The organism is Pantoea sp. MQR6 (genome assembly GCF_022761075.1).
In the GTDB taxonomy this organism is placed as follows: domain Bacteria; phylum Pseudomonadota; class Gammaproteobacteria; order Enterobacterales; family Enterobacteriaceae; genus Pantoea; species Pantoea phytostimulans.
The window spans coordinates 1-13,022 of sequence record NZ_JAKYXB010000005.1 but is presented as its reverse complement, the minus strand read 5'-3'; the positions used below and the strand labels follow the sequence as shown (position 1 = coordinate 13,022).

At 48.7% G+C, this 13,022-nt stretch carries 12 protein-coding genes; 2 read left to right on the top strand and 10 right to left on the bottom strand.

What is annotated here, in order from left to right:
- Positions 1–102: 102 nt before the first annotated feature.
- Positions 103–1,047 (bottom strand): LysR family transcriptional regulator, encoded by a 945-nt coding sequence (locus MUG06_RS17555; protein WP_243079447.1) that lies wholly within the window; start codon positions 1,045–1,047, stop codon positions 103–105.
- 94 nt (positions 1,048–1,141) lie between these two features.
- On the opposite strand from MUG06_RS17555, the gene MUG06_RS17550 reads away from it, so the two are divergent.
- Positions 1,142–1,630, top strand: coding sequence for a GNAT family N-acetyltransferase (locus MUG06_RS17550; protein ID WP_243079446.1), 489 nt, complete (start codon positions 1,142–1,144; stop codon positions 1,628–1,630).
- Positions 1,631–1,807: 177 nt separating this feature from the next.
- On the opposite strand, the gene MUG06_RS17545 is transcribed toward MUG06_RS17550, so the two are convergent.
- The 4 genes from MUG06_RS17545 to MUG06_RS17530 all read right to left on the bottom strand — a co-directional run bounded on the left by MUG06_RS17545 (position 1,808) and on the right by MUG06_RS17530 (position 5,427).
- On the bottom strand, positions 1,808–2,827 hold the full coding sequence (locus MUG06_RS17545; RefSeq protein WP_243079670.1) for an alpha/beta hydrolase: 1,020 nt from the start codon (positions 2,825–2,827) through the stop codon (positions 1,808–1,810).
- A 323-nt stretch (positions 2,828–3,150) separates the two neighbouring features.
- A complete protein-coding gene (locus MUG06_RS17540) occupies positions 3,151–3,702 on the bottom strand; it encodes an NADPH-dependent FMN reductase (protein ID WP_243079445.1) in 552 nt (183 codons plus the stop codon).
- A gap of 45 nt (positions 3,703–3,747) precedes the next feature.
- Positions 3,748–4,869, bottom strand: a complete 1,122-nt coding sequence (gene ompC / locus MUG06_RS17535) for a porin OmpC (protein WP_243079444.1) — start codon at positions 4,867–4,869, stop codon at positions 3,748–3,750.
- A 93-nt stretch (positions 4,870–4,962) separates the two neighbouring features.
- Positions 4,963–5,427 carry a helix-turn-helix domain-containing protein gene (locus MUG06_RS17530; protein WP_243079669.1) on the bottom strand — a complete coding sequence of 155 codons (465 nt, stop codon included), beginning with the start codon at positions 5,425–5,427 and terminating at the stop codon, positions 4,963–4,965.
- Between the two features lie 431 nt (positions 5,428–5,858).
- On the opposite strand from MUG06_RS17530, the gene MUG06_RS17525 reads away from it, so the two are divergent.
- Entirely contained in the window at positions 5,859–6,068 is a 210-nt protein-coding gene (locus MUG06_RS17525) for a DUF1471 domain-containing protein (RefSeq protein WP_215844840.1), read from the top strand.
- Positions 6,069–6,491: 423 nt separating this feature from the next.
- Here MUG06_RS17525 and MUG06_RS17520 read toward each other — a convergent pair whose 3' ends face one another.
- The 5 genes from MUG06_RS17520 to MUG06_RS17505 form a co-directional block, all read right to left on the bottom strand.
- On the bottom strand, positions 6,492–11,678 hold the full coding sequence (locus tag MUG06_RS17520; RefSeq protein ID WP_347568903.1) for an AAA family ATPase: 5,187 nt from the start codon (positions 11,676–11,678) through the stop codon (positions 6,492–6,494).
- A gap of 119 nt (positions 11,679–11,797) precedes the next feature.
- A complete protein-coding gene (locus MUG06_RS22860) occupies positions 11,798–12,052 on the bottom strand; it encodes a hypothetical protein (RefSeq protein WP_347568902.1) in 255 nt (84 codons plus the stop codon).
- Positions 12,049–12,435: a response regulator gene (locus MUG06_RS17515; RefSeq protein ID WP_215844841.1), complete on the bottom strand. Its 387-nt coding sequence runs from the start codon at positions 12,433–12,435 to the stop codon at positions 12,049–12,051. The genes MUG06_RS22860 and MUG06_RS17515 overlap by 4 nt, the downstream gene beginning before the upstream one ends.
- A 44-nt stretch (positions 12,436–12,479) precedes the next feature.
- Positions 12,480–12,734: a XapX domain-containing protein gene (locus MUG06_RS17510; protein ID WP_243079443.1), complete on the bottom strand. Its 255-nt coding sequence runs from the start codon at positions 12,732–12,734 to the stop codon at positions 12,480–12,482.
- A 2-nt stretch (positions 12,735–12,736) separates the two neighbouring features.
- Positions 12,737–12,988 (bottom strand): DUF1427 family protein, encoded by a 252-nt coding sequence (locus tag MUG06_RS17505; protein WP_243079442.1) that lies wholly within the window; start codon positions 12,986–12,988, stop codon positions 12,737–12,739.
- Positions 12,989–13,022: the final 34 nt, after the last annotated feature.

Sequence of the window (13,022 nt, the reverse complement as noted above, 5' to 3'; positions counted from 1 at the left end):
CAGCAAATGTACAGGGAACGCGGGCGCACCCGTCGCGGATCTGGCGGGTGCCGAAATTTGATGATTAAGGTGCGTTGAATACCTGGATTTTTTCCGAAATAGTTAACCTTCGCGACATTCTGCGGAGGTATAACAATATTCTTTCTCCGTTACCGATCTAACAATTTTTGATTTAATCCATTCCGTCGGCTCTCTTTTACCGCTTCGTTTGTGTGAGTATATTTTCACTGTGAATCTGGGTGCCTCAAAAGGGAGTTTGAAGATCCTGACCTTGGCGGTCTGTGAAATTTTGCTCGCCACATAAGAGGGAATTGCCATCAGCAGTTCGCTTTCCGCAATAATGAAGGGAGCGCCAAGCATTGACGGGGTTTTAATGACAACTTTGCGTTTTAACCCCAACCGTTCAAGGTGTGAATCAAGCAGCCCCTGCTTTTCATTCCAGGGCGTAACGACTAAATGCCCGGCAGACAGATACTCGGCCAAATCCAGGCTGGAACGCTGCTCAGTGCTGATGACGACAAACTCGTCGCTGAATAAATCCGTTTCCTCCAAATCGGGATGATTAAGTCCGCCCGGCTCGCTGAAGCTAAGCGCCATATCAATCTCACCGGCGAGTAATTCATTGAGAGCCGGATTGTGGGGTAAATGGCAGAGCTCAAAACTCAGATGTGGCGCTTCGTCTTTTAGCGTCTTCATTAGGCCGGGAAATAAGCAAAAGGCCGTGTAATCCGTAACGGCAATTTTAAAGCTGACGTCACTGGTTCGTGGGTTAAAGGGCTGAGCGGGACAAAGATGCTTATTAAGGGCCATGAGTGCTTCAGCAATGTAGGGCGCTAACTGGCAAGCATAGACGCTGGGACACATTTTATGACCGTCCCGATAAAACAGCGGATCTTTAAGAAATTCCCGCAGTCTGGAAAGTGCATGACTTAGCGCGGACGTGCTCATAGAAAGCTCTATCGCGGCCAGCCTCACTGAGTTATGCCTGAAAACGGCGTCGAAAACCGGCAGAAGGTTTAAATCAAGTCTCCTCAGCACATGATGCATGAGATTCACCTTTCGTTGATTTTATTGCACTTATTTCATCGAACAATAACGATTATGCTGGTTAGCTTCAATCTTATTGAGAAAGCGATAACTTATGGGCGTGACTATTCGACAGGCGTATCCCGAAGATGCAGACATTATCTACAACATGATCGTTGAATTATCCATTTACGAGCAGGGTCTGCAGCAACCTCTAACAAACGCAGAGGAGATCAGGAATACGTTGTTTGGTTCCAATAGTAATACTGAAGCCTTCATTTGTGAGATTGACGGGATCACTGCCGGATATGCTGTGGTATCAACCAGCTATTCAGCCTGGCTGGGACGCAGCGGTTTATACATGGAAGATCTCTATTTCTCTCCAAATTACCGCGGTTTAGGCGCAGGTAAAGCCCTGCTTCAGTTCATCGCACAGCAGGCGATAAAACGTCAGTGTGGTCGTATTGAATGGAGTGTCCTGAACTGGGATCAGTCCGCTAAAGATTTCTATCTCAGCATTGATGCCCTGCCCTTAAATGAATGGGTTCGTTATCGCCTTGATGGTGCAGCTTTACAGAAGTTTGCTGAAGCTGGCGCTAACTGAAGCCGTTGTCAGGCAAAACCCTCTTAACTGGCGTTCCGTTGCAAAGACTTACGGCAATGATGGTGTAAACGAGAGGTCGGTGAATGATAACCGGCGATAGAACGGGATAGGTTCGATGTTCACTCATAGGCATCATGAGTGAAAACATCATGCCAGCCCTGAGGCTGGCAGGGTTATTTACTTCAAATGCAAACGGATTTCTGAAGACGCCTGCTGTAGTGCCGTTCGTACCGTGGGTTCCTTACTCAACGCGTTAAGTAAGCCGTAGTCGTGGATCATCCCGTTATAGCGGGTCACGGTAACAGGGACACCCGCCGCATCAAGCTTACGTCCAAATGCTTCGCCTTCATCACGTAATACATCCAGTTCGGCTGTCTGAATCAGGGTTGGCGGTAAGCCTTTCAACTGCTCAGCGGTTGCCCGTAACGGAGAGGCAAAGATGTTATTACGATCTTTTTCGGAAGTGGTGTAGCTGTCCCAGAACCATTTCATCATATTGCGGCTAAGAAAATGTCCTTCAGCAAACTGCTGGTATGAAGCATCGTCAAAATTTGCATCAGTAACGGGCCAAAGCATAACGCTATAACGGATGGCTGGCGTGTGATATTGCTTTGCCTGCAGCGCTACTGCCGCAACCATGTTACCGCCGACACTGTTTCCGACCAACGCCAGACGTGAACCATCAACACCAATTTCAGCGCCGTGCTCAGCAACCCATTTAGTCGCTTCATACGCCTGCGTAATGGCGACAGGATAATGCGCTTCTGGAGAAGGCGTATAATTTACAAATACCGCCGCCGCACCAGACTCATTGACCAGATCGCGCACTAAACGCTCGTGCGTCTGGTAATCACCCAGAACCCAGCCACCGCCATGGAAAAACATAAACACAGGCAGCGTCCCCGACGTGTTTTCAGGTTTCACTACGGTAAGCGTTAAGGGTTTGCCCAAGACATTGATGATTTTTTCAGTTACCACAGCCGGGGGAAGTTTAACGCCTTTCTGGGCACCAATCAGCACGTCGCGCGCCGCTTTCGGTGAGAGCTGCTCAATAGGCTTACCGCCGCTGCTGTTCAGCACAGTTAGAAAACGTGCTACACCCGCAGTAGGTGCAGGTGTGTTTTCTGCCGTTGCAGCATAGGCAGCCGAGATCTGAGCAGCCAACAGCAAGGCGCCTACTTTCATTTTTATATTCATCATAATTCCCTGTCATTAATTGCAGTTAAATGTTGCGCTATATACGGTTGCCAGAAATCAGGTTATTAACTGATATATAACACACCACTCAATGCGGGGTTCTCAATTAAATTTCATTGGTATTGATAGATCACAAAAGCCTGTCGTCATAGAAGGCGTTCGGGATTCATTAATATGTTAATTACTGACATAAACGCGTGTTCATTTCCGGCATGCAGCATGGCCGGAATAAGTAAAATCCAGCGCCTGCACCAGTGAATTGCGTGTAAATAAAAGCGCAGAGAAAATACTGTAATGCTCTCTGCGCCTTATTCAGCGACAACTCACTTTGCAGCAAACTCGGTAAAAGCCGTTAACTGACGTGCCAGAAAAGCTCGCGTATTCTCATCTGTCAGCCTATTACCGCTGATTTTCTCGCTGACATCACCAATGATTGCCTCAGGTTTATTCATTATGCGGGCATCGAAATAGCCCAGAATCTGCCGCAGATGTATCTGTGCTCTGACGCCGCCTAACTTCCCGGGTGAAGCTGACTGAATCAAAACCGGTTTACCTGCAATCGGTTGAGGGGATACGCGTGACAACCAATCCAGTGCATTCTTCAACACGCCTGGTATCGAATGGTTGTATTCGGGTGTAATGATGATAAGCCCATCGGCCTGGATAATACTCTCAGCCATGGCTAGCACTTCCTCGGGAAAACCCGCCGCTTCTGTATCGGAACTGTAATGCGGAAATTCACCGGGAGAACCGAGCGGCGTAAAAGAGACGCCCTCTGGAGCCAGCTCCGGCAAAGTATTGGCAATGATTGCGTTAACCGAGCCGGTACGCAAGCTGCAGGTCAGCGTGACAAATTTAAGGTCTGGCGTGTTCATGTTTGCCCTCAGGGTTTTCATATTCATGTTATGCAGGCTGGGTTATCAGAACTGATAGACAAGGCCAACGGCCAGGATGTCATCGGTTGATACGCCTGCCGCCTCGGAAAAATCACTTTTATCAATCAGGTTCAGCTTGTAATCCACGTATGTCAGCATGTTTTTGTTGAACAGATAGGAGCCGCCAAAATCGACAAACTTCACGAGATCCTGATTGCCATACGTTCTACCGTTACCGGCCAGCCCCAGGTCTTTAGCGCGCGCCTGGTTATAAGCAATGAAGGGAACCCAGCCTGAGTCAAACGTATACTGCGCAAAGACTTCAAAGATGTCTGACTGATTGGCGTAGCCATACACGCCAGCATTTGCGCTAGAGCCAAAACGTGAGGCGTTATACGCCTGCGTGTACATCACGCCCAGATAGACATTGTTCGCATCATATTTTAGCGCTGCAGAGTAGGCTTCTGCCCTGTCACCGCGCCCCATAATGCCGCTGCTGCCATTCTGCTCACGGGTACGATCGGAATTTGTGAAAGCACCCACCGCCTTAAACCCGTCGCCAAAAGCGTAAGAAACCGACATACCATATCCGTCACCGTTCTGACGCAACACGTCGCGAGCGCCAGGCTCACCGCCGCCGTCATTTTTCCCCTGATACTGCAGTGTGATGTCCAGGCCATCGATTAAGCCGAAAAGATCGCTATTTCGGTAAGTGGCGAGGCTGTTTCCGCGGCGAAACATAAACTGATCGGTGTTATATGTCAGGGCATCAAATTCTGGCTGCATATCTGTCAGGCTCAGCGCGTCATAAAGCACGCCGGTGTTGCGGCCATAATCAAATGATCCGTAGCTGCCTACCTTAATACCGGCAAAGCCCAGACGGGTGAACATGGAGTTGCTGTCGCTCTCCGGCTGGTTAGCGTTGAACTGGCTCTGCCACTGGCCGTAGCCGGTGATCAGGTCTGAAATCTGGGTTTGGCCCTTAAATCCAATACGCATGTAGGACTGATCGCCATCCTGACTGGCGTCATCACTAAAATAATGCAACCCCGATACCAGACCATATAAGTCAAGCTTGTTACCATCTTTATTATAGATTTCGGCCGCAGAGACTTTCCCCGACAAAATGATGCAGGACGCCATAAGCGCCAAATATTTTATATCCATTAATTCCTCTTGGTGCGGCATAAACATTAAGTCTAAATATTTGCTTCGAATCTCAACTACCCCAGCGGATCTTTTAATTTCTACCTAAAAAATTTATTTTCTTAATTCATTAAAAAACATTTGCTTCGATATCTGGCAAATATGATTCTCATGCAAATTTCGCGTGATCTCCCTGAACGCGACTTCCTGGCCTGAACACTCTTTTCTGAATATCGTCGGTGCAATCAGAAGATACTTTTTAAAAATTCGGCTAAAGTTTTGTTGACTGGTAAAGCCATTTTCAAGGGCAATGTCGAGAATATCTCTATTGGTAAAGGCGACTGAAAAGGCTGCCCTGGAAATTCTTCGCAGCCGGATGTACTCAGCAAGGTTACACCCCATTTGCACTCTGAATACCCGCTGAAAATGCCAATGCCCATAGCCACTTCGTTGCGTGACCGTTTTCACCCGTATCGTTTCATCAGACAAATTATCTTCAATCCATGGAAGCAGGTCCCTGACCACGGTATCCACAATTTTACTGCGTACCGTAATCATCTTCTCGCCAGGATGAGTCATGTTCACATCGATTTCCCGTTCGGTTAACTCGATATAAAGTGCGCTTAGCGCAATGACTGAGCGAACTTAAGGTGGATAAATTATCAGGTCTGCTTTAAGCAAAAGGAAGTTATACAAAGAGATAGGTATACAAACAGATAGTTATACGAAGAGATAATTGAAAAAGCCGCTGACAGGAGAACTTAACTTTTATGCGGCCTTGTTCTTTATAAATGGCTGTGAAGTATGACATACCCTAAATATTCAACCTGGCGGTTGACTGTCTGAGCAAAACCCGTCTATCGATAAAATTTTTACTGACAATGAAGGTTCAAATATTTTGATTTACTTCACCACAAAACAGCTATTTTAACCGGAACCTTATCGACCTACTATTCATCCCATCGAGACAAATCGTCTCATAAACTGAAAATCTCAATAAGGAACCGACCATGAATATCGTCAAAAACATTGTTGCTTTAGCTGCTCTTTCTTTGTTCTCTTTCTCAGGTTTTGCGCAGAGCGTGACTGCAAGCGCCTCGACGCTTGATAGTGCTGAAGCTAAAATTGCGCTTCAGGCCAAGCAAGCGGGCACTTCATATAAGATCACCAGCGCACGCTTTACAAACGGTGCTTATATCTCAGCAGAGCTGGTTAAGTGATGAAAAGGGCCGCAGCTAAAGCGTTAAGCCTGCGGCCATTTTCAATGGAGAGAATAAGATGAATATGCTCAAAAATTGTGTTGTGCTGCTCTTTGTCGCCCTTTACTTAATCACATTAAAAAAATGCAGCCGTCCGGGCGAACAAAACCGTATTTCTGGCAGAACGGTAAACACGCTATCGAATCACTCATAAGCCCATAAGCTGTTGAGATAATTTGAAAGGAACGTCTAAAATAGATAGCGCGACGCTGACAGGATATTTATCATTATTTATCCAGACACAAATAATAATGATAAATATCATCAAGCCAAGCGTATTAACTGATTATAACGTGGTCAATTTAGTCAGATAATATTTAATTTAAATAGAATTAATTAAAAAAACCTCCCGCGAAACACGCCGGGAGGGTTACGTTAACGCGCTTACGCTATATTCAACGGAAGCGTAAACCAGAACAGACTCCCTCCGTCCTGCCGGTTTTCAGCACAAAGTACCCCGCCGTGTCGTTTGATAATTTCATTGCAGATGGTGAGCCCCATTCCCATCCCTTCCGCTTTGGTGGTATAGAAAGAGTCGAAAATTTTACCGATAACCTCTTCTGCCAGACCTGTACCGTTATCTGCGACTTCAATCTTAATAAGGTCATCAGCGGGATGGGAGGAAGCGAGTCGCAGAATACGTGCGCCCTGATTATCAGTCATTGCTTCAATAGCATTGATAACCAGGTTAAGGAGAACCTGCTGTATCTGTACGCTCTCGCAAAATATCTCATCCAGTTCCGCTTTAAAATCCAGCTCCAGCGCAACGTGTCGACGCTCAAGTTCAAGACGCGATAGGGTTAAAATATCACGTGCTAGCAGATGAAGCCTGGCGGGGGCAAATTCAGAGACGTTATTACGGGTGAGCGCCTGCAACCCACGAATGATCTCCCCCGCCCGGCGACCTTCCTTGATAATCTCTTCCAGACTCTGACTGGCATTCTCGAGTTGCGAAGGTTCACGTTTCAGCCAGCGTAGGCTGGCACCGGCATTGGCCACGATAGACATCAGCGGCTGATTGATCTCATGTGCGATAGAGGATGTTAGCTGTCCGACAGTCGTGGCGCGCGCGACGCGGGCAAGTTCAGCCTGAGCAATCCTGACAGCATCCTCAGAGTGGCGTTGCGCCGTGATGTCCGTCAGCGTGCCAAAATATTCCGCCACTTCTGGCCAGTTTTCGACGGGCTCGCCAATGCCTTTAATGTACCGGCATTCACCATCATCCCGAATGATGCGGAATTCAGCCTTCATGCTGACACCATCACGAACACTCGTTTCTATCAGCGCTTTAAGACAGTGAATATCATCTGGGTGAACACGACTCTGGAATTCAACCATTGACGTGCTGCTCTGTTCGGGGGGCAGGCCCATAATGCGTTTATATTCATCTGAAATCAGCTGTATGTCTGGATCCAGAAGCCAATGCCACGTGCCGGTATTACTTATTTTTTCACCGAGCATCAGCGAGGTCTGGCTGGCGCGAAGCTGTTTTTCAATTTTCCGACGCTGGATGTTTTCATCCACCAGCTCAGCGTACAGACGAGCAGTCTCAAGTGAAACAGCGGCCTGCGCGCCCAGCATCGACACTATCCTTGAATGTTCGGCGGTAAACACGTCCGGCATCAAACGATTCTCCAGATAAAGCACCCCGACCATTTGTGCTTGCCTGAACATCGGCACGCACATGACCGCAGCACCAGATGCGACCAGATAGTTGTCCTGACTGAACGGGCTGAACACTTCCGGTTTGCCCGTGCGGATTTCCTGCCCGGTGCGAATGACTGCAGATAATATTGAAAGCGGAAGATCCGTAGAGACCGGAAGCTCTTTGACGATTTTCACCCGAATCCCGTCAACAGTCGTGGTGGCCCTGGCCTGAATTTCTGGTACATCACCGTCAGTCAGGCGGATAAGCAAGCAGTGCTGCGCCCCGGCTCTTTCAACCAGCATCACCATAAGGATATGAATCAGGCGATCCAGATTGATCTCTTCTGTCAGCGCACGCATAGCCGTTACCATGCTCTGCAAATCGCTGATAACCGCGCTTTGCTCAAAGGTCACCGTGTTGAGCGCCGTCTGTGGGTTCGGATTAGCCAGATTAGGATATAAGCTTTCAAGCTGGCGCACCTTCGCGCCAGCCCCCCAGCGTTCCCATGCTGACAGCGCACCCTTAATGTAGGCATCTCCAGCAAACACCAGGTTTCTGTCATAAGCAAAGCGAGCCGCCAGCTCGCAGGCCAGACCATTGATGTGATGAAATTGCTCTTTACGCGACAGTTCAATGGCCTTTTCATACTGCTCCATCGCCTGCGCTGTCTTTTCCTCAAGCCTCAGCAGCTCGGCACGCAGCAGCGCTTCCTTGTCTGAAAATGTTTTTTCATTCTCATTTGACCAAGTAACGATCTTATCCAGATGGCGCATCAACTGCTGACGCTTCTCTTCGTCAAAAGTGTTGGGCTTAAGCGGTACGGAGAGAGCCAGCGCACTGTATAAATGGAAATCCAACATATGCACATGACCCGGGATAAATTCAGTCAGCGGCGCCGCGTTCGCAAAACATTGACTGGCCGAGTCATACTCATGAGCGAAAAAATGCGCCATTCCTTTGTAAAGGCGTGACCAAAACTGCATGAGCAACACGGGTTCGATAGCATTTTCCGGCTTCAACACGTTTAAAACGGGTGTCATAAAATGGTCGCCTGAAAACGTATCGCCTCTTGGCTTACGTAAGAACATAACGTAGTCAAGCTGCATGCCCAGAATCACTTCCACATCAGGGTATTGCGCCTTACGCACATAAGTTATCCCGCGCGTGATGGAGGTGTGAACACCATCCAAATGATCCCCGCGTGCGAGATAATTCATAACGACATGACGCAACGCCAGGCACGCGGATGTCCGATCTCCCCCTTCAACAGCAACATCAAACGTCGCTTTAGCGCACTCAATGGCGTAAGTCAGGGGCATCGTCCATACGCTGACTTGGTCAAGGGGCAGCAGTGTTCGGGCTTTATAACTGACAAAGTCGTGTTTATAGACCAACTCGCGCGCAAGCAGTGTACTGGCGAATCCACGGCTGTATTCATCGTATTGATCGCCACAGACAACGCCATACCAAGAGAGCGCAAGGGTCGAAGCGCCGCTGATGCCGCGGGCCATGGTCAGATGAAGCAGTTTGCACAGGATCATGAATTGAAGACGCGGACTGATGAAGGCAGCGAAAGTGCTGGCACTGGCCATCAGATTCATCACAGCTTCTGTCTTTTCACAGGTCAGCCGCGGCAGTGAACGGAACCGGGTATAGGGGTTTTTACCCACATCTTCTTTCAGCAATATCCTGGCTGCATCGCACTCTTGCTTATCGGGATAACGGTTCAGCTGTATGCCAAAAACTGCCAGCCAGGCGAGTGCTGTTTCCAGCGCCAACTGACTGTCCGATTGGCGCATATGAATCTCTGCAATCAGGCTGGCAGCCTCCGCTTTATTCGTCACATCACCGGGTGTCGTGAGGATTTTTGAGCTTATCACCAGCGCAGCGGTTAAATTGCCGTTTAAGAATTCGCATTCGGCCTCTTCAAGCATAAACATGCCGCTATCTTTGGTGCCTGAAAGGGTGTTGAGCGCGCGCGATGTATGTAAAAAACGCAGCGCAGAAACGTAATCGCCGGTAATTTTAGCCCGCTTACTCGCGTCAAAAATCAGCTGTGCAAACGTCTCGGCCTCGGCGGCTAACAGTGCGGTATTTTGAATAGTGATTAAATGATGCGCAGCCCTGAAGAGGGTGGCGCTGGTGATATCCCGGTTGGATTCATAGCTGTAATACAGCGCGGCTGCGTAATGAAAGTTATCTTTCTCTTCAACCGTCATGAGATTAAGCGCGCCTTCATGCATGCTGGCATGCATAAAAGAGTAACCCGTATCGGTCAGTGAAATGAGTCTGGCTGTCGCTGCTTGCAGCAGCATGGCTTTGATTTCTGCGACAGGTATACAAAGAATATTACTGATTATGTTCAGATCACCCGCGCTTCCTGTGCAGGCTAATTTTCCCAGCAGGCTGCGAAGCGGCGGCGGAAGCGTTTCCAGATGCTGTAATACCCCCGCAGCTACATTAGCGGTGTAATGACTGTTTCTAAGCACCTGAGAATCAAACGTCCATTTAGACGGGGCTTTGTGCGTTATATGATTATCCTGCACGGCTTGCCTGAAAAACTCACGCGCTGCAAGCGGGTTACCCGCCGTTTTTTCATGAATGATTTGCGCAAGCTCTATGGTTGCTGCACTTCGGGTGTGAAAAAGCCCTGCCAGCCAGTGTGCAATATTTTTTATCGATAGCGGCTCTGGCGTGATATCAACAATGCGGTTTGCGGCTGCCCGGATACGGGTAAGGTTAGCGGCTACGGCCGGACAGGGTAACGAAGCGTCGTCCCGATAGGTTACCACCAGTAACAACGGGATATCATCGCTTGAGTTCAGAAGATTCTGCAGCAAATGCAGGGTCGCTTGATCAGCCCAGTGAACGTCATCAATAAGTATGACCAGTGGCCTTCCCGGTGTTGTGAATGCCTTAGCCAGGCTGCATGCGACAAGGTTTACGCGCTTTCGTGCATCAAGCGAGCCGGCGTCTGTCTGGAAGGCTGCTTTCTGGTTTAGCAGTATGCCCAGATCGGGGATCAGGTTCACCGCAAGGCCGGCATAATCTCCCAGTACGCGTGTGATATGCGCTTTCCAGCGCGCCATCTCTTCAGCGGGAAGGCCCAGCAGATGTAAGGTCAGCTGTTTGAAGGCAGAGGTGAAAATTGCGTAGGGTAATATCGGAGAATGCTGGTCTGCTTTCACCATCGTCAGCAATGTTTTTTTGCTACGCAGTATTTTTAACGACGAAGCAATCACAGATGATTTGCCTGAACCCGGCGCTCCGCAGACTGCCACCAGGCTATGTTTTCCGCTGCTGCAGACTTCATCAAATGCCGCCAGGATGTCGCTTGCCTGAGTGTGATCGGAATAGAGTGAATCAGTGGATAACGTCGAAGGCTGCATATCCTGCAAACCCAATGCAAAGGATTCAATAATCCCATCAGGCATCAGATTTGACTCACAGCGCTTGAGATCGGCCAGTAACCCCTCCACCGTTTGATATCGGTATTCAGGTGACTTAGCCAGTAGCCGCAGAATAATGGAAGAGAGCACGACCGGAACGTCTTTACGCAGCTTATGCGGCGGCAGCGCTTCTGATGCAATGTGGTGGTGAACCCATTCTGCCAATCCGCCCTCGGCATTGCCGTAAGGAAGCTTGCCCGTCAGTAATTCATAAAGAACGATGCCCAGGCTGTATAAATCACTCACCCGGCTGACACGGTGTGCTGTCCGTGAAGTATGCTCTGGCGACATGTAGGCAAGCGTTCCGCCTGACACTGGCAACAGGGCTTGCTGCAGGAGATCCCTCTCCATTGATGCTAGCCCGAAGCCACCAAGCTGAACGGTGCCCTCGTCGGTAAAGAAAAAGTTAGAGGGCTTAATGTCGCCGTGAACCAGCCCTTGCTGATGCATCTTACCGAGGGCGTCACATAGCATCGCTGCGCTGTTGAAAAAGGTCCTGATGGTGTCAGGCGGCACGCATAAAGAGTCGGCCAGCGTTCTGTAAACAAAAGAGGAATAAATGAGAGAATAACGTCCCTGGTAGAAAGCCTGTCTTAAAGGCTTAAGCGCCCAGCTTTCAGATATAACGTATTGCGTAATGAAAACTCATTTTTCAACCGTTGTGTTACCTGAAAGAGCGCTTCCTCATTCGCTGCAGTTGCCAAAACAAATGTTTCACCAGAACTGGCATGACGACAGAGAAACCAATTTACGCTGCCTTCCTGAGCCAGAGGCGTGAAAACAATTTCGTCACTGATAGCGAAGTCTGTTTCATCGGCGCTATGTAAAGACAATAAAATTGAACTCATAGGCGCGAAGACCGGATAGAAAACTCCAGCCGGATATGATCGAATAAAGCATCAATATCAATTGGCTTTCGCATAAAAGTAATGGCGCCTAAATTGATTGCGTACCAGAGCATTTTGTCATCACCGTTACCGGAGATAATAATGCCTGGGGGATTTTGCAGTCTCTTGATGAGCTCTCTGAATAAATCAAAACCAGACATACCTTTCAACTGGACATCAATAATGAACAGCGCAGCGTCCGTAAGCGCTGTTTCATTACATAAAAGATCTTCTGCCGATTCAAATGACTGCGTCGAGTAACCTTCCGACTGAAGCAGGTTTGTCAGGGCACTGCGAACAGAACGTTCATCATCAACAATGACAATGCGCTGCGACAGCTGCATGCTGTTTTCCTTAAATATTTTTCACAACTCCCTGAGGCGCTTCCTTAGGAGGGTTTGTCAGCAGAGGGCGGAGGCGTACCGCTAATTTTCGGCACACACTCATGACGAAACCAAGCCAGAGTTACCGGCTGACGATTAATCAGTCGCTTACACAGCGGAATAATCTGTTCGCCGACCAGCATACCAAACAGTCCCAGCAACGCAATGACTGGCGGAGCCGGTGAGTTGACGTCCATAAAGGCGTAAATAACACCGACCAGCACGCCCATCACCAAAGAAATAACGTAGGTTTTCAGCATGATTAGCTCACCTGCTGCGTATTTGATAGTTCGAGTGCTGGACGTTTATCAACAACATGCAGCCTGTGATCATGAGCAGGAACCCAGGCAGTGGCATCATGATGCAGCAGCTTTATACCTAACGTACTACCAAAAATCATTCCCAGCAGACCGACAAGCGCCACTGCCGGCGGAGCCGGAGATCGTACATTGAGTAGCGCATAAATAAGACCAATAAACACGCCCGCTCCCAGAGATATTAATAAAGGACTCATAGGCCCTCCTTTTTATAATGGCTGGCCAGCCGCG

Coding starts and splice junctions, on each gene's coding strand:
- MUG06_RS17555 (WP_243079447.1), bottom strand. CDS start 1,047: ATGCATCATGTGCTGAGGAGACTTGATTTAAACCTTCTGCCGGTTTTC.
- MUG06_RS17550 (WP_243079446.1), top strand. CDS start 1,142: ATGGGCGTGACTATTCGACAGGCGTATCCCGAAGATGCAGACATTATC.
- MUG06_RS17545 (WP_243079670.1), bottom strand. CDS start 2,827: ATGAATATAAAAATGAAAGTAGGCGCCTTGCTGTTGGCTGCTCAGATC.
- MUG06_RS17540 (WP_243079445.1), bottom strand. CDS start 3,702: ATGAACACGCCAGACCTTAAATTTGTCACGCTGACCTGCAGCTTGCGT.
- ompC (WP_243079444.1), bottom strand. CDS start 4,869: ATGGATATAAAATATTTGGCGCTTATGGCGTCCTGCATCATTTTGTCG.
- MUG06_RS17530 (WP_243079669.1), bottom strand. CDS start 5,427: ATGACTCATCCTGGCGAGAAGATGATTACGGTACGCAGTAAAATTGTG.
- MUG06_RS17525 (WP_215844840.1), top strand. CDS start 5,859: ATGAATATCGTCAAAAACATTGTTGCTTTAGCTGCTCTTTCTTTGTTC.
- MUG06_RS17520 (WP_347568903.1), bottom strand. CDS start 11,678: ATGCTATGTGACGCCCTCGGTAAGATGCATCAGCAAGGGCTGGTTCAC.
- MUG06_RS22860 (WP_347568902.1), bottom strand. CDS start 12,052: ATGAGTTCAATTTTATTGTCTTTACATAGCGCCGATGAAACAGACTTC.
- MUG06_RS17515 (WP_215844841.1), bottom strand. CDS start 12,435: ATGCAGCTGTCGCAGCGCATTGTCATTGTTGATGATGAACGTTCTGTT.
- MUG06_RS17510 (WP_243079443.1), bottom strand. CDS start 12,734: ATGCTGAAAACCTACGTTATTTCTTTGGTGATGGGCGTGCTGGTCGGT.
- MUG06_RS17505 (WP_243079442.1), bottom strand. CDS start 12,988: ATGAGTCCTTTATTAATATCTCTGGGAGCGGGCGTGTTTATTGGTCTT.